This window comes from Asanoa siamensis, from assembly GCF_016862555.1.
GTDB lineage: Bacteria > Actinomycetota > Actinomycetes > Mycobacteriales > Micromonosporaceae > Asanoa > Asanoa siamensis.
In genome coordinates this window covers 1-16,991 of record NZ_BONE01000061.1, presented here as the reverse complement: position 1 = coordinate 16,991, position 16,991 = coordinate 1, and the positions used below count along the sequence as shown (strand labels likewise).

Sequence of the window (16,991 nt, the reverse complement as noted above, 5' to 3'; positions counted from 1 at the left end):
AAGGAAACGACACGTACCGTGTCGTCACCGCTGGACCAGTCGAACAGAGAGATCAATAGATGCCGAACGGTGTGGGTACGCGGGTCTGGTTCGTCACCGGTGCCAGTCGTGGCCTCGGTCGCGCTTTCACCCAGGCCGCGCTCGACGCCGGCGACCGGGTCGTCGGGGCCGCCCGCGACGTGTCCTCATTGGACGCTCTCGCCGCCGTACACCCGGATCGGCTCTTGACGTTGGCTCTGGACGTGACCGACCGCGCGGCGGTCTTCGCGGGAGTCGAACACGCGATCGCGCGTTTCGGCCGACTCGACGTGGTCGTCAACAACGCGGGCGCGTTGTACGCCGGGATGGTCGAGGAGTTCACCGAGTCCGACGCCCGGGCGCAGCTCGACCTGAACTTCTTCGGCGCGCTCTGGGTCAGCCAGGCCGTTCTGCCGCACCTGCGCGCGCAGGGCAGTGGGCACATCGTGCAGATCTCCAGCATCGGCGCCCTCGGCGGCTTCCCCAGCACCGGGCTCTACAGCGCGAGCAAGTTCGCCCTGGAGGGGATGAGCGAGGCACTGGCCGCCGAGGCCGGCACGTTCGGGGTCAAGGTCAGCATCGTCCAGCCGGGCGGCTACTGGACCGACCTTTACACCAGCAGCCGGGCGACAGACCCGAATCCGGCGTACGACGACCTGCGCGCGGAGTTGGCCAAGCAGTGGGCGGAGGGGTCGATCGACAGCGAGCCGACGCTGGCCGCCGAGGCGCTCATGAAGCTGGTCGACAGCGACGACCCGCCGCTGCGGCTCCTGCTCGGCAGCATGGTCTACGACCTGGCCTTCGACATCTCGAAGCGCCGCATGGAAACCTGGGCGGGCTGGGAAGCGGTCAGCCGCGCCGCCGAGAAGGCGGTCCCGGCCCCGACCGGCGCCACCGGTCAGGCGGAGCTGTGACGAGCCGGTTCACCGAGCTGACCGTCGACTGCCACGATCCGGAGCGGCTCGCGGCCTTCTGGTGCGCGGTCCTCGACTTCACGGTGATCGACCGCGGCGAAGGCAAGGTCGAGATCGGCTCGTGGGTGCCGACGGTCGAGGACGTCCGCGACCGCCAGATGCCGCCCACCCTGCAGTTCATCCGGGTGCCGGAGGGCAGGACGGTGAAGAACCGGCTGCACCTCGACGTCAGCCCGATCGACGGCAGCACCGCCGACGAGGTGTCCCGGCTGCTCCGCCTCGGTGCCACCCGGGCCGACGTGGGCCAGGACCCGGACCGGAGCTGGGTCGTCCTGGCGGACCCCGAAGGCAACGAGTTCTGCGTCCTCCGCACGCTCGCGCCGCCGAGTTAGCCCCGCCCGAGCCCGTTCCGTGGCACCCAGACGTACCGGAAGGGTGCCGTCGCGCGGGCCCTGATCGCTTCGAGCTCGTATCGTCCCGAGGTGTCGGCGTCGACGAGGTTTCCGCCCTGGGCGATGACGAGGTCCAGCTCCGTTATCTGCTCGGGCGGCAGGCCGAAGTCGTCGACGTCGACCAGGAAGTGGCGGCCGTGGAAAGGTCCGCCCGCGCACGGGACGCCCAGCTTGGCCACGCCTCAATGATCGCGCGGCCGCCGGTCGCCGCGTGGCGGAACGGCGAGGCCCGTCGGGGGACCGGCGGCCGTCGTGGTGTCCGGCGGCCTCGTGTCGACGCGGTTTCCGTCGGCGTCGGCGGTCACGCGGATCGGGGCGCGGCGCCACCAGGTCAGGCAGCGCCAGGCCCATTCCGCCGGACCGTAGCGGAACCGGCGCAGCCACCACGCGCTCCACAGTGCCTGCACCGCGAGGATGCCGATCGTCAGGCCGACGATCCGCGGCCAGTCGGCGGGGCTGTCGATGCCCAGCAGCGGGCCGAAGACCAGGAACAGCACGGTGGCGCTGAGGTAGTTGGTCAACGCCATCCGGCCCATCGGGGACAGCACCGCCGACAGCGCCGGGCCGAGCGGGGTGCGCAGCAGCAGGAGCAGACCGCAGCAGTACGCGAGTCCGGTCGCGATCCCGGCCAGCGGGCCGAGCAGGTTGACCCCGCCGCCGGGGCCGCCGACGACGTTGACCATCGGGACGTGCGCGCCGCGAACGTCGAGCACCATCCACGTGGCGGCCACCGCGGCGCACACCGCGAACGCGAGCGCGACCCGGTGCGGCCGTCGCTCCAGGGCCTCGGGGACGTCCAGCCGGGCCAGGGCGTACCCGAGCGCCAGCAGCCCCGGGATCGGCCCGTAGCCGACGATGAGCTGCGCGCCGACGAACAGCAGCACCAGCGCGACGGCGAGGGCCCACCGGCCGCCGACGTAGCTCAGCGGCAGGAGCACGACCAGGCCCGCCAACGCGTACGCCGTCAGCGCCTCGCCCGGGTGGAACACGAAGTGCAGGGCACCGATGAGCAACAGGAACAGCAGCCGGCGAGCCAGCACCAGCCGCGGCCGGTCCGTCCGTCGGGCCGCCCGCCGCAGGAAGATCCCGAAGCCGATGCCGAACAGGATCGCGAAGACGGGATAGAACCGCTCGTAGAACAGCAGTCGCACGGCGTCGGGCAGCAGCTCCGCCTTGCCCGCCGCCACGCCGCGCCACACGACCTGCTGATAGATGTTGATGATCAGGATGCCGCACAGCGCGAAGCCGCGCAGCGTGTCCAGGGCCCGGATGCGGGGCCGGCGGTGGAGACGTCTGGCTGCATGCGGTTGCGGTTCCCCGCGGGCAGGTCGCGCACGCGCTACGTCGGTCGGCATCGCACCCTACTTTCGTCGCACGGCCGGGGCGCGGACGACGGGTTAGGCTGCTGGCATGGTGCGCGTCCGGGCACTTCATCGCGGCGTCGACGTGTTCCTGGCGCTGGTCGCGGCGGTCGTCGGCAGCGGGCTGGAGCTCGCGGACCCGGACGTGGCGACCAAGGCGATCACGGCGCCGACCTGGTTCTACGTGGCGCTGCAGGTCGCCGCCGCGGCGATGCTGCTGGCGCGCCGCCGGCACCCGTATGCAGCCGCGCTCACGATCGCCGCGATCAGCCTCCTCGCGCCCGCCTGGGCGGCGGTCCTGGTGCCCTACGCCGTCACCGCGTACGGCACCGGGCGACGGTGGCGGCCCTGGGCCGTCGTCGCGGCCCTGACCGTGGCGTTCATGACCGGCGCGCACGCGTGGGCGATCGACGACCCGATCACCGCGCCCACCGTCATCGCGGTCTCGGCGGTGCTCGGCCTCTACGCCCGGGCGCGGCGCAGGCTCGCCGACGAACTGGCCGAGCAGGCCCGGGCCGAGGAGCGGGTCCGGCTGGCCGGCGAGATGCACGACGTCGTCACGCACCGGATCAACCTCATGGTGCTGCAGGCCGGCGCGCTGCGGGTCACGGCCGCGGACCCGGCGACCCGCGCCGCGGCGGAGGAGCTGCGGGTGACCGGCTGCCTGGCCCTCACCGAGCTGCGCGACCTGATCGGTCTGCTGCACGACGGATCCCGCCCGGTACGCGCGGTGCGCGAGCCGGCGGCCGGCTCGCTCGAGTCGCTCGTGGACGGTGCGCGCGCGGCCGGCGTTCCGGTGCGCCTCGTCGAGGACGGCGACCCGACGGTCGTCGACCCGGCGGTGGGACGCACCCTCTTCCGCGTCGTCCAGGAGTCACTGACCAATGTGGCCAAACACGCTCCCGGTGCCGACACGCTCGTCACGGTCCACTATGCCGGCGACGGGGTGCGGGCCACCGTGGCGAACCCGCCCGGTCACCTCCCAGCTCGTCCGGAGGTCACCGCCGCGGGTGCCGGCCGCGGTCTGGCCGGCCTCCGGCACCGGGTCGAGGTCGTCGGCGGCACGCTCACCTCGGGATCCACGTCGGACGGTGGGTTCGCGGTCCACGCGGTGCTGCCCGCCCACGTACCGGCGGCGGTCGGCCGATGACGCGGGTTCTCGTGGTCGACGACGATCCGATGGTGTGCGCGCACCTGCGTACCATCCTGACCGCGGCCGGGTTCGAGGTGGCCGGCGAGGCCCACGACGGCGCCGAGGCGGTCGAGGCGGCGGTCGGGCTGGCCCCGGACGTGATCCTGATGGACCTGCGCATGCCGGGCGTCGACGGCCTGACCGCCATCGGGCGCATCACGGCGCTGCCCGACCCACCGACGGTCATCGCCCTGACGACGTTCGACGTCGACGAGTACGTCGTGCGGGCCCTGCGCGCCGGCGCCGCGGGTTTCCTCGTCAAGTCCACGGCCCCGGAGGACCTGGCGGACCTGATCCGCGTGGCCGCCGCGGGCCACACCGTGTTGTCGCCGGTCGCCGCGCGGCGGCTGGTGAGCCGGACACCCGACCACGACCGCGCCCTCCGCCTCGTCGGTTCGCTCAACGAGCGTGAGATCGAGGTCCTGACCGGTCTGGGGGCCGGCGACTCGAACCTGCGGATCGCCCGCCGGTTGCACCTCGCCGAGGCCACGGTCAAGGGCTACGTCTCGCGCCTGCTGGTCAAGCTGAACTGCCCGAACCGCACCGCGGCGGCCCTGCTCGCCCACGAAGCCGGCCTGCTCGAACTTCCCCCGCCATGGGGAGGCGGACGGGGCGCGGCCGGCGAAAGCTGAGGGCATGCGCAATGCACGGTTGGCGGTCGTCGCGTCGGTCTGGCAAGTGGTCTACGGGGTCGTACACGTCTGGTGGGCGGTCGACGCCCCGCAGGGCCTCGCCCGCGAGTCGTATTTTCCCGGTGGATGGCTGCCCGTGGGCATCGCGGTGGTGGCCTTCGCGGGGTGTGGGTCGGTTGCGGTCGGCGCGGCCCGCGGGCTCCGCCCGGCCGGCCGCTACGCGGTCGCCGGCCTCAACGCGCTCGCCGGCATCGCGCTGTGCGCGTACTCGTTTCTCTTTCCGGTCATGCTCGCCTCGATCCTGTTCGAGGACGTCACCGCGGACACCGTGACACGCCTGCTGGCCAGCGGCAGCGGTGCCGTCGGCGGGGTCCTCTGCCTGGCCCTCGCGGCACGCGAGCGACGAGCGGCCGCGCGGGCGTGCGCGTCGTGCGGACGGGTGCACGGCCGGTCGCCGGAGCACCGCGACGAGCGGTCGCCCGCTTGGGCGTACGCCGGTGCCTACCTCGCCGTCGCCGGCTACCTGGCGCGCATGGCGGTGTGGCTGGACGCGGCGATCGCCGACACGTGGCCGTCCGCGGCGAGCAGGGCCAACGGCATCTCCGTACCCGCGATGGTCGTCTTCCTCGGGTTGATGGGCCTGGCCGGGACGCTGCTGCCGCTGGCGCTGGCCCACCACTGGGGGCGCGTCTGGCCGGCGTGGCTGGGTCCGCTGGCCGGACGGCCGGTGCCGCGCTGGCTGGTCCTCGGCCCGGGCCTGTTCATGGGCGGCAGCCTGGCGGCCTACTTCGGTGTGGCCGGCATGAGTGCCTGGGCACGCGGCGACATCGACGGCCCGTTCCTGACGCTGCTGCTGGAACTGGGCGGCTACACGCTCTGGGGGATCGGCCTGCTGGTGGCGTCCGCTTCGTACTTCACGCTTACCAAGCCCCCGTGCCCACAGCACGCGGTCGGCGGAAACGGCCACCAGCGCCGGAACTCGTCGAGGTCCCTCGCGTAGGGCAGCGGGGTCCGTCATCGGAGCGACCAGGTCCGTGGGACGCCGGGGTGTCGAGGCGACCGCGGCGTACGACGCTGCCAACGAGGAATCGCAGGGTGAACGCGAACGTCGGGCTAAACGTCCGGTTCAACGTCCTGTTCCGCCGGAGGCGCCCACGGTGTGATGAACCGGTCCCGGCCGGCCGCGGTCCCGGGCACGGCATGACCAGCAGGAGGACGGCGTGGTAAATGCTCCGGTGAAGCGGTGGCTGTACGCGTGGGTGGCCGCGGCCGTCGCACTCGCGGCGGGTACGGTCTTCGTGCCCGCGGCGATCTCCGCCCCGGCGGCCGCGGCACCCGCGTGCGTGGCGTCGACACCGTCCGAGAAGGACGCCCTGGCTGTCGCCGCCGCGTGCGGGCAGCAGGTCGTGGTCGGCACCTCGCAGTCCGAGTACACGCAGGTGGTGGCGCAGCCCGACGGTCGGCTGACGTTCGAGTCGGCGGTCGTGCCGCAGCGTGCCCGACGCGCGGACGGCTCCTGGGCGGCACTCGACCTGAGCCTGCGCGCCGGCACCGACCGCCTGCTCCGCCCGGCGGCGTCGGTGGCGGACGTCGCGTTCTCCGCCGGTGGCGACAGCCCGCTCGTGTCGCTGACCCGCGCGGGCAGGAAGCTCCGGTTCTCCTGGCCCGACCGGCTGCCGGCGCCGACTGTCTCCGGCGACTCCGCCACGTACGCGGGAGTGCTGCCCGACGTCGACCTGGTCGTCCGCGCCACCGAGACCGGGTTCACCCACGTCCTGGTGGTGAAGAACGCCACCGCCGCCGCGAACCCGCGCGTACGAACCCTCTCGCTAGGGGTCAGCGGTGACGCGCGGGTGGAGCGGACGTCCGACGGGGCGCTGCGCGCGGTCGCCGGCTCGACCGTGCTCGCCGCGGCCGAGCCGGCGGTCATGTGGGACTCGTCGCAACCGGCCACGATCGACGCGCACGACGGCTCGGTGCGGTCCAGCGCCGCCGCGGCCGGCGACGGTGCCCGTACGGCCCCTGTCGACGCTCGCATCGCCACCGGGGGCGGCCTCGAACTGGTGCCGGACGTGCGGCTGCTGCAGGGCCCGGACGTCACGTACCCGGTCTTCGTCGATCCGGCCTGGTCGGTGACGAGGTCGAAGTGGGCCTACGCGACCAGCAACGGGTGCACCAACACCGACTACTCGGTGGCGCGGGTGGGCCTGAGCCCCGACGGACCGTGCGCCGGCGTGCGGTTCCGGTCGTTCTTCGAGTTCCCGACCACCAACGGCAGTGTCTCGCTGAAGGGCAAGCACATCGAGTCCGCGTACGTCCAGATGAAGCTCGACCATTCGTGGTCGTGCGGCAGCACCTGGGCGCACATGTACCTCGTCCCCGCCATCAACACGACGATGAAGGCCTCCTGGTCGTCGATGCGGCTCAAGTCGTGGCTGGACTCGGCCGAAGGCCACGCCAACGAGGGGTCGGGCTGCTCGGACTCCCCGCAGCCGGACATGTACATGAACTTCACCGGATCGCGGGTGACCAGCCAGGTGCAGACGGCGGCGACCGGCAACTGGCCCACCGTCACGGTCGGATTCTGCGCCTGCAACGAGAACGGGGAGTGGGAGTCGGCCCAGGACCGCTGGAAGAAGTTCTTCCCCGCCAGTGCGAAGCTGGTCGTCGACTACGACTCCCGGCCGGGCCGCCCCACGAGCCTGCGGGTCGCCGGCGTCGACTGCCCGACCTCGGGCGTGCTGACCACCGGCACGCTGACACCGACGTTGTCGGCGGTCTACCCCGACGGTGACACGGGTCAGACGCTGACCGGCACGTACGAATGGGTCGAGGTGCCCGCCGGTGGCATCGGCGCGGTCACCGACACCTCGCCGCCGCGGCTGCCCGCACCGCCCCGCGCCCCGGCCACCGCGAACGGCCGGGCGACCACCGCGCCGGTGTCGGCCGTCAAGAACAAGACGTACGCCTTCCGGGTCACCGCCGTCGACCCGGCCCCGTACTCGCAGTGGAGCGGCTGGTCCGCCTGGTGCCAGTTCGCGGTCGACACGTCGGTGCCGCCGGCTCCGGTGATCACACCGGGCGCGATCCCCGGCCCCGGTAAACCGATCACCTTCACGTTCTCCAGCACCACGCCCGACGTGGTGAAGTTCGCCTACGACTGGTCGAGCTCGCCGGTCATCGAGGTGCCCGCCTCCGGAACCACCACCAAGACGGCCACCGTCACGCTCACCGTCCCCCGGTACGGCGAGAACATCCTGTGGGTGCGGGCGATCGACGCCGTCGGCAACCTCGGCAACGTCGGCTCGCGCGCGATCACGGTGGCCCGGGCCTCGCCCCCGGTCACCCGGTGGGGACTGGAGACCTACCCGGGGGAGACACAGGCGCAGGCGTTGCAGGACAAGCAGCCCTCGCTCAGCTTCGACACCCCGCTCTCCGCGCGGAACGTGACCTGGCTCGACGGGATCCGGCTGGTCGGTGGCCAGAGTGCGACCTTCAACGGCACCTCGTCGCAGGCGGTGACGTCCGGTCCCGCGGTCGACACGTCGGCGTCGTTCAGCGTGGCCGCGTGGGTGCGCGTGGACTCCTTCGCGGGCTGCGTCAATCTCTCCGCCGTCTCGGCCGATAGTGGTCCGTCGAGCGCCTTCCGGCTCGAATACGACTGCTGGGCCGGGAAGTTCAGGATGCGCGTCGCCGACAAGGAGGGCGGCGTCCTGGCGGAGGCGGCGTCTCCGGCCGCGGCCCCTGTGCGCCGATGGGTGCATGTCGCGGGGGTGTGGGACGAGACGGACCGCAAGATCAAACTCTATGTCGACGGAAAGCGGGTCGCCTCGGTGATGCCGTCGGCCACCTGGCTCGCCGTCCGCGGTGCGGGGTTCATCGCGACGGGCGCCGTCGCCGTGGGTCGTAGCCGCGACCTGGGCGTCGACGGCGACTGGTTCCGGGGCCAGATCGCCGATGTCCAGCTCTTCGACCGGGCCCTGGTCGACCAGGACCTCACCGGTCAGCTCGCCGCTCCGGAGAACGGCAATGTGGACGAACCGGGAATCCTCACGCCGATCGAGGTGGGCCGTTGGGAGTTCGAGCTGGCCCGGGACTGCCATGTCCAGGACCGCGCCGACACCTGCGACGCCGGCGACGGCACCCCGTTCGCCCGTTGGCTCGCAACCACGCGCGGTGCCGCGATCCAGGCCGGACGGGTGGACAACGGCCTGCATCTCGACGGCTACTACTTCCCCGACGAGAACCCGGAGCCGTGGGGCGCGACCCAGGAGTGGGCCCGTTCCGCTGCCAAGGCCGGACTGACCCCACCGGACGGGGACGGATACCAGAAGACCGTCTGGCAGGACCGGGCGGTGCTGCGCACCGACGAGTCGTACACCGTCTCCGCCTGGGTGGCACCGGATCGCCTCGCCGGGGAACAGACGGTGCTGGCCCAGCGCGGTTCCCACGAGAGCGGCGTCTGGCTCAAGGCGACCGCCTCCGGCACATGGACGTGCGCCATCACCGACGAGGACGTCTCCGGCTCGGTCACGGCCAACGTCACCTCGACGTCGGCGGTGCAGCTCGACGTCTGGACCCACCTCGCCTGCGTGTACGACGCCGGCCGTAACCAACTGCGCCTCTACGTCGACGGCGCACCCGACGGCTCGATCACGCCCTCCTTCGCCCCGATGGCCTCCTCCGGGCCGCTGCTGGTCGGTCGCACGTTCTGGCGCGATCAGCTCCGGGACCCCTGGACCGGCACCCTCGACGACATCGCGGTCTTCCAGGGTGCGATGACCGACGCCCAGGTGAGCGCGGCGTACGACGCCGCCGCCGGCCGGGCCGCGTAAACCAACCAGTCGCTGACTGGCAGACGTCTCGTGGAGGCATGGGTGTTCGACGTACAGAAGCCGCCCGCCGGCTCGGTGCGGGGCGGCAACGGCCGTCGTCGGCTGCGCGCGCTGGTCGCCGTCAGCGTGGTCGGGGCGCTGGTCGGCGGGGTGCTGGCCGTGACGCCGGCGCAGGCGCAGCCCGATCCCGCGTCCGGCGGCCCGACCCGGTCCGCCGGCCCGGCGCCGCAGCTCGAGAAGCCCGACGCCGACGGTGGCCCGGTGCGCCACCGGGCGTGGCCGCACACCCCGCAGCGGCGCGTGGCCGTCCCTCCGCCGTCCTGGCCCGCGGCCGGCACTGCCCGCGTCAGCCTCCCGGGGACCGCGCAACGACAGCCGGTGCGCGCCGGCGGGTTGCCCGTGCACCTCGATCGCGCCGCCGGCGCCGCGGGGGAGCGGCTCTCGGCGGTCGGCGTCCGCGTGCTGGACCGCGCGACCGCACCGCAGGGGTGGCGGGACGGGGTGCTGCTCCGCGTCGGCGCGCCGGCGTCCGCCGCCACCGGCACGGCCGAGCTGTCCGTGGACTACGGCGCCTTCCGGCACGCGTACGGCGGTGACTGGGCCTCCCGGCTGCGGCTGTGGCAGCTGCCCGAATGCGCGGTGACCACGCCGGCCGCGCCCGGCTGCGCGGCCCGGCCGTTGCCCTCCCGCAACGACGGGAACGCCGGAACCGTCACCGCCGACGTCCCGGTCGGCGCCGGCGACGCGGCGGCCGACACGGCGGCCGGCACCCTGATCGCTCTCGCGGCCGGACCGTCCGGAGCGGGCGGCGACTTCACCGCGACCGCGCTGTCGCCCTCCGCGACCTGGTCCGCCGGCGGCAACGGCGGAGGCTTCACCTGGAGCTACCCGATGCAGGCTCCGCCGGCGATCGCCGGGCCCGAACCCGAGCTCGCGCTGGCCTACTCGTCCTCCAGTGTGGATGGCCGGAGCGAGGTCACCAACAACCAACCCTCGTGGGTCGGCGAGGGGTTCGACTACTGGCCCGGCTACATCGAACGCCGGTACGTCCCGTGCGCGGAGGACATGGGTGGCGGCGCGAACAACACCCGCAAGACCGGCGACCTGTGCTGGCGGTCGGACAACGCGGTGCTGAGCCTGGGCGGTCAGGGCACCGAGCTCGTGTACGAGGCGGGCAAGGGGTGGCACGGCCGCCAGGAGAACGGATCCCGGGTCGAGAAGCTCACCGGGGCCGGCAACGGCGACGACAACGGCGAGTACTGGAAGGTCACCTCCACCGACGGCACCCAGTACTTCTTCGGTCTCGACAAGCCGTCCGGCCAGTCGACCGCGACCAACTCCACGTGGACGGTGCCGGTCGCCGGCAACCACCCGGCGGCGGGGACCAGGCCCGAGGATCCCTGCCACGCCACGACCTTCACGAGCTCCTTCTGCGCCCAGGCCTGGCGCTGGAACCTGGACCACGTCGTGGACGTGCGCGGCAACACGATCTCCTACTGGTACGCCAAGGAGGCCAACAGGTACGCGCGCAACCTGACCGACGGCGACGCGGTCTCCTACACCCGTGGCGGCACGCTGACCCGGATCGACTACGGCACCTGGGATCGCGGAGCCACCGACCGTTCGGTGCAGCCGACCGCGCAGGTGCTGTTCGATGCGGCGGACCGGTGCGTGACCTCGTCGTGCGGGTCCCACAACGCGGCGAACTGGCCGGACACACCGTGGGACCAGGAGTGCACCGGCAGCAGCTGCCCCAACAAGTACTCGCCGACCTTCTGGTCGACCAAGCGCCTCGCGAAGATCACGACCCGGGTCTGGGACACCACCAAGCCGACGGCGGCGTGGCAGGACGTCGACTCGTGGACGCTCACGCACTCCTTCCCACCGCTCGGGGACGGCTCCGACCACGCCGGGCTGTGGCTGGAGAAGATCGTCCACGCGGGTCTGGTCGGCACGGCGATCACCATGCCGCCGGTCACCTTCGCGCCGGTGTCCATGCCCAACCGCGTCCTGACCATGAACACCACCACCAGCAACTGGCAGCGGATCGACTACATCGTCACCGAGACCGGCGCCAAGATCGACGTCACGTACGACCGGACCGAGTGCACCGAGTCCCGGCTGCCGGCGTCGCCACAGGACAACGGGATGCGCTGCTACCCGGTCATGGTGACCGACCCGGACGACCCGCAGGGCGAACGGGTCGTCGAACAGTGGTGGCACAAGCACCGGGTCACCGCGGTGTCGCAGTCGGACCTTCCGTCCGACCACACCGGACACCCGGCGCCCCCGGTCTTCACCTACTACACCTACGTCGGCGCACCGGCGTGGCACTACGCCGACGACGACGGGCTCACCAAGCCCAAACGCAAGACCTGGAACCAGTTCCGGGGGTACGCCACCGTCGAGGTCCGCACCGGCGACGTCCCCGGCGCACAGACGTTGACCCGGACCCGTTACCTGCGCGGGATGCACGGCGACCGGGCCAACGCCGCCGGCACCTCCACCCGATCGGTGACCGCACCCGCCTCGATCGGGACGGAGACCGTCTACGACGAGGACCAGTTCGCCGGGATGGTCCGGGAGGAGGTCGTCTACAACGGGGTCGACACGAAACCCGTCTCCCGAACCGTCAACGTCCCGTGGATGTCGCCCGCGACCGCCTCCCGCACCATCAACGGCGACACGGTGACCGCCCGGTTCACCAACACCAGGGCCACCTACCGGTCGACCGCCCTCGGCGTCGACGGCGCACGCGGCTGGCGTACCACCCGTACGCAGTCCTGGTTCGACGACACCTACGGCACCGTCGAGCGCAATCAGGACGACGGGAACTTCGCTGCGGGCGGCGACGAGACGTGCACCACCTTCAGCTACAACCGCAACACCGGCAAGAACCTGACCGACGCGGTGCGGCAGACCACGACGACCGCCTTGCCGTGCGGCGCCGCGCCCACCCGCGCGGACCAGATGATCTCCGACAGCCGCAACTACTTCGACGGCGCCACGAGCGTCGCGACGGCGCCGACGTACGGCTCGGTGACCATGATCGAGCGTCTCGACGACTGGAGCCCGACCGGCGGAACGGTGTGGCGGATCAACGACAAGGCCACCTTCGACGCCTTCGGCCGGGTCAGCAGCACCACCGACGCGAAGGGCGGCACCACGCGGATCGGCTACACGCCGGCGAGTGGCGGGCCGGTGACGCGCATGACCACGACGACACCCGCCCCGTTCAGCTGGGTCACCACGGCCGACGTCAACCCGTACTGGGGGTCGACCACGAAGAAGACCAACCAGAACGGCGGCGTCACCGACGTGGCGTACGACGGGATGGGTCGGGTCTGGCGGGTGTGGAACGTCGGTTGGCCCAGGGCGGGGCACGAGTCGATGCCGTCGGAGGAGTACACCTACTCCTTCGCGCCCGACCGCGACGCCTACCCGTACACGACGTCCCGGACGTTGCATGCCGGCGGCGGGTATCGCACGACCTACCAGATCAGCGACTCACTGCTGCGTTCCCGCCAGACGCAGGCCGCCGGCATCGGTGGTGAGCGGGTCGTCACCGACATCAACTACGACAAGCTCGGCCGCGCCGCCTCGAGCTATGCCGCGCACGTCGAGCCCGGCAACCCCTCCGGCACGCTGTGGTGGGAGCCCGAATGGTCGGTCCCGGCCGTGACCCGCACCGTCTTCGACAACGCGAGCCGGCCCGTCGCCGAGATCTTCCTCAGCGGCGACGGGACCGACAACCTGGTCGAGCAGTGGCGCACCACCACGGCCTACGAAGGTGACCTCACGAAGGTGACGCCACCCGAGGGCGGCACCGCCACCACGACCGTCGTCGACGTCCGCGGCCGCACCACCGAGCTCCGCCAGCACACCACCGATCAGGGCGTCGGCGGTGCCTACCAGTCCACCAGCTACACCTACGACGGCCGCGGCGATCTCACCCTCGTCGCCGACCCGGCCGGCAACAGGTGGACGTACGCCTACGACGTGAAGGGCCGCCCGTACGCCTCCACCGACCCGGACAAGGGCCGCACCTCCACGGAGTTCAACCAGTACGACGAGGTGCAGAAGACCACCGACGCCCGCGGCGAGTCCCTCTGGTTCGGCTACGACACGCTGGGCCGCAAGACCGAGCTACGGGACGACTCGTCGACGGGCCGCCTACGGGCCAAGTGGAAGTACGACACCCTCTACACCGGATCGACCGCCGGCGCGAAGGGGCAGCTGACCGAGACCTACCGCTACGAGTACGACTCGACCGGCGCGGCCAGCATCTACAAGTGGCAGGTCGGCGGCTTCAACAGCCGGTCGCAGCCGTCGAACGTCAACTACGTGATCCCGGCGGTGGAGGGCGCCGACCTGGCCACGACCTGGAGCTTCGGGTACGGCTACTCGGCCTTCGACGGCAGCCCCACCAGCGTCCTCTACCCGGGCGGTGGTGGCCTGACCAACGAGACGGTGACGACCACCTACGACGCCACCACCGGCCTGCCCACCCGGCTGGGCACCACCGCGGTCGGGGTCAACGCGTACGTGTCCGCGCAGGACTACACCCGCTTCGGCGAGCCGACCAGGACCGTGCGCAAGACGGCCAACGGCCGCTACGTCGAGGACACCACCTTCTACGACGAGGCGACCCGCCGGATCCGCCGCACCACCGTCAAACCCGAGGGCGCACCCGGCACCGTCTCCGACCGTGGCTACGACTACTTCGACTCGGGCGCGATCCGCGCGATCGCCGACACTCCGCAGGTCGGCAACGGCGACAACCAGTGTTTCCGGTACGACGCCCTGCGCCGGCTCACCAGCGCCTGGACCCCGAAGGCCGGCGTCGCCTGCGGCACCGCGCCGAGCGTCGCCAATCTCGGCGGCCCGGCACCGTACTGGCTGGACTGGGCGTTCGACGCGGTGGGCAACCGCACCAAGGAGGTCTCCCGCGCCGCCGCCGGCGACACCACGCGCACCTACACGCTGCCGGCGGGGGGACCCGACGCGGTGCGCCCGCACGCCGTCACCCGCGTCACCACCTCGGCGCCAGGGCAGCCCGACCTCGTGACGAACTACGGATATGACAACAGTGGCAACACCACCTGCCGACCGACCGGCACGGCGGCGAACGCGTGCCCGACCGGCACCACCTCGCAGACCCTGAGCTGGGACGCGGAAAGCCGGGTCGCCGGCATCACCGCCTCGGGAAGCACCGTCGAGTCCAACGTCTACGCCGCCGACGGGGCACGCCTCGTCCGGCGTGACAGCGGTGGTGTCACGCTGTATCTGCCGGGGCAGGAGCTGCGGCGGGACAAGTCCGGCACGGTCACCGGCACCCGTTACTACACCTTCGCCGGCAAGTTGGTCGCGAGCCGCACGGCGAGCGGGCTCACCTGGGTCTACTCCGACCACCAGGGCACGCAGCACACCAGCGTCGACGAGCTGGGCCAGGCCGTCACCGTCCGCCGGCAGACGCCGTACGGACAGAACCGCGGTGGCGATCCCGCCTGGGCCAACGCCAAGGGCTTCGTGGGCGGTGACCGGGACGCGACCGGCATGACCCAACTCGGCGCGCGCAAGTACGACCCGGCGCTGGGCCGGTTCATCTCCGTCGACCCGGTCCAGGATCTCGCGGATCCGCAGCAGTGGCACGGGTACAGCTACGCCAACAACGATCCGGTGACCCGCAGCGACCCGACAGGTCTCGCACCGTGCGAGCCGGGCGAGGACTGCTCCGGCTACAAGCCTGGGAACGAACAGGCCAACCGGGACGAGAAGGAGAAGAACCCGTGCTGGCCCACCACGTGCGGATCGACGGGCGGCAGCAGCGGTGGGGGCAACGGCGGTGGGGGCAACGGTGGCGGAGGCAACGGCGGAGGCAAGGGAGGCGATGGCTGGCGCGGCGTGCCCTGGGCGTACAAGCCGGTCAAGCCGAAGTTCACGCTCGTGACCGTTTTCCCGCCCGCGCGTCCGTGGCGGACGACGCCGTACACGCGGCCGTGTCCCACCGGCAACAACTCGGCCTGGGCGTCGCCCGCCGAGTGTGAAGAGGCCCATGCGGCCGCCGCGGAGGAGTACGCCGCGAAGACGAAGCAGTACGAGCGCGACAAGTGGACACGCGAGGAGATGTGCTGGTTCCCGCTCAGCGCGGCCTGCCAGGTTCGGCCGACCAAACCGGAGTATCCCAGCCCGAAAGAGGCGCTGGAGCGCAAGCGTGCGGCCGACCAGCCGAAGCTGAAGGGCACGTGGTCGATGAACGGCAGTGGCGGCCTCTTCTGCTTCATCGGCTGCGGCGGCATCCAGATCGAGCGGGGCGGAATCGCCTTGCAGGTCGGCTGTTGCGGCATCGGCGGCAAAATCAACAAGCGACCGAGCCTCGATCCAGGAGCCGGACTCGGTGTCCAGTACGCCGAGGGCAAACCGGGGCCGTGGTCACTGCAGGGCTGCGGCGGGATCGTCGGAAACGTCTGCGGGCAGACGGGACCCACGGAAGAGGGCGGCGGGTTCCTGAACGTGACACTCAACTCCGGCACGATTCTGTTCTTCGGCCCGATGTACACACACCCCATCGTCGAGTTACCACAGTAGACCGACGTCCTGACTTCCCATCCCTCCGACGTACCAGGAAAGGCAGCGATGCGCGCGTTGCGCATATTGGTCCCGCTCGTGATCGTGCCCGGCATCATGCTGTTGCCGGCACCCGCCCAGGCCGCCGCCAACCCGAATCCCGCCCGGATCACCGACGCGTCCTGGTGGCTGATGGAACAGCTGCTGGCTCTCGAGCCCGGCACCAGGAACGGCGGCACCTACGTCGACAAGCCCGGCTACCACAACACCCGCGCCGGCAACGCTTCCGACAACTACTCGGTCAGGGACGCCGAGGACAAGGGCGGCCCGTCGGACAAGACCGCCGCGTACGACTGGACGTTCCCGGAGGCGCAGGGCTTCGCCGGCGACATCTCTCCCCATTCCGACGAGCCGATTCCGGCGAGGACCCTGGCCGTCGACTACAGCAACATCGCCCGCTACTCCAACCGCCTGCTGGCCTCCGCGAAGAACGCGAACGACCCGCGGCTGGACGGCTGGCGGGAGTTCTTCGGCCAGGCCGACAACGACGACAGCGTCGAGGGCTGGGACTTCCGGTACAACCGCGCCGCCACCTCAGGGCCGACGCACCTGTGGCACATCCACCTCAGTGAGGACCGCGACAAGGTCACCAGCTTCGACAACAAGCGGGCTCTGCTGAGCGTGCTCCGCGGCGAGACCGTGGACCAGTGGCGGAACGTTCGTACCGAGGACATCCCGATCTCTGGCGACTGGAACGGCGACGGTGTCGACACGGTGGGCGTCTTCCGTCCGAGCAACTCGACGTTCTACCTACGCGACGTCAACAGTGGGGACGCGACCACCATCTTCAAGTTCGGTCACGGCGCCTCCGGTGACATCCCGGTCGCGGGCGACTGGAACGAGGACGGCAGGGACACGGTCGGGGTGTTCCGGCCGGGCAACTCGACCTGGTACCTGACGGACGGCACGACCAGCCTGGACCACGAGTTCAAGTTCGGTCACGGCGCGTCCGGCGATCAG

At 71.6% G+C, this 16,991-nt stretch carries 9 protein-coding genes and 1 pseudogene; 8 read left to right on the top strand and 2 right to left on the bottom strand.

Annotation, left to right across the window (positions count from 1 at the left end):
- Nucleotides 1–59 precede the first annotated feature (59 nt).
- The gene (locus tag Asi02nite_RS29685) at nt 60–932 is read left to right on the top strand and encodes an SDR family oxidoreductase (protein ID WP_203717299.1); all 873 of its coding nucleotides are present in this window, start codon (nt 60–62) and stop codon (nt 930–932) included.
- The gene (locus Asi02nite_RS29680; RefSeq protein WP_203717298.1) at nt 929–1,324 is read left to right on the top strand and encodes a VOC family protein; all 396 of its coding nucleotides are present in this window, start codon (nt 929–931) and stop codon (nt 1,322–1,324) included. The genes Asi02nite_RS29685 and Asi02nite_RS29680 overlap by 4 nt, the downstream gene beginning before the upstream one ends.
- On the opposite strand, the gene Asi02nite_RS29675 is transcribed toward Asi02nite_RS29680, so the two are convergent.
- Entirely contained in the window at nt 1,321–1,563 is a 243-nt protein-coding gene (locus tag Asi02nite_RS29675) for a hypothetical protein (protein ID WP_203717297.1), read from the bottom strand. The genes Asi02nite_RS29680 and Asi02nite_RS29675 overlap by 4 nt on opposite strands.
- Nucleotides 1,564–1,566: 3 nt before the next feature.
- Complete coding sequence (locus tag Asi02nite_RS29670) at nt 1,567–2,739, bottom strand: DUF418 domain-containing protein (protein WP_203717296.1); 1,173 nt, start codon at nt 2,737–2,739, stop codon at nt 1,567–1,569.
- A 55-nt stretch (nt 2,740–2,794) separates the two neighbouring features.
- Here Asi02nite_RS29670 and Asi02nite_RS29665 point away from each other — a divergent pair, with 55 nt between their 5' ends.
- The 6 genes and pseudogenes from Asi02nite_RS29665 to Asi02nite_RS29640 form a co-directional block, all read left to right on the top strand.
- On the top strand, nt 2,795–3,895 hold the full coding sequence (locus Asi02nite_RS29665) for a sensor histidine kinase (RefSeq protein ID WP_203717295.1): 1,101 nt from the start codon (nt 2,795–2,797) through the stop codon (nt 3,893–3,895).
- Nucleotides 3,892–4,569, top strand: a complete 678-nt coding sequence (locus Asi02nite_RS29660) for a response regulator (protein WP_203717294.1) — start codon at nt 3,892–3,894, stop codon at nt 4,567–4,569. Before Asi02nite_RS29665 ends, Asi02nite_RS29660 begins: the two co-directional genes overlap by 4 nt.
- 4 nt (nt 4,570–4,573) lie before the next feature.
- Nucleotides 4,574–5,569, top strand: coding sequence for a hypothetical protein (locus Asi02nite_RS29655; protein WP_203717293.1), 996 nt, complete (start codon nt 4,574–4,576; stop codon nt 5,567–5,569).
- A gap of 235 nt (nt 5,570–5,804) precedes the next feature.
- Nucleotides 5,805–9,404, top strand: coding sequence for a LamG domain-containing protein (locus tag Asi02nite_RS29650; RefSeq protein ID WP_203717292.1), 3,600 nt, complete (start codon nt 5,805–5,807; stop codon nt 9,402–9,404).
- Nucleotides 9,405–9,446: 42 nt separating this feature from the next.
- On the top strand, nt 9,447–15,992 hold the full coding sequence (locus Asi02nite_RS29645) for an RHS repeat-associated core domain-containing protein (protein ID WP_239127221.1): 6,546 nt from the start codon (nt 9,447–9,449) through the stop codon (nt 15,990–15,992).
- A 111-nt stretch (nt 15,993–16,103) separates the two neighbouring features.
- A pseudogene (locus Asi02nite_RS29640) lies at nt 16,104–16,685 on the top strand (hypothetical protein); the annotation flags it as partial.
- Between the last annotated feature and the right edge of the window lie 306 nt (nt 16,686–16,991).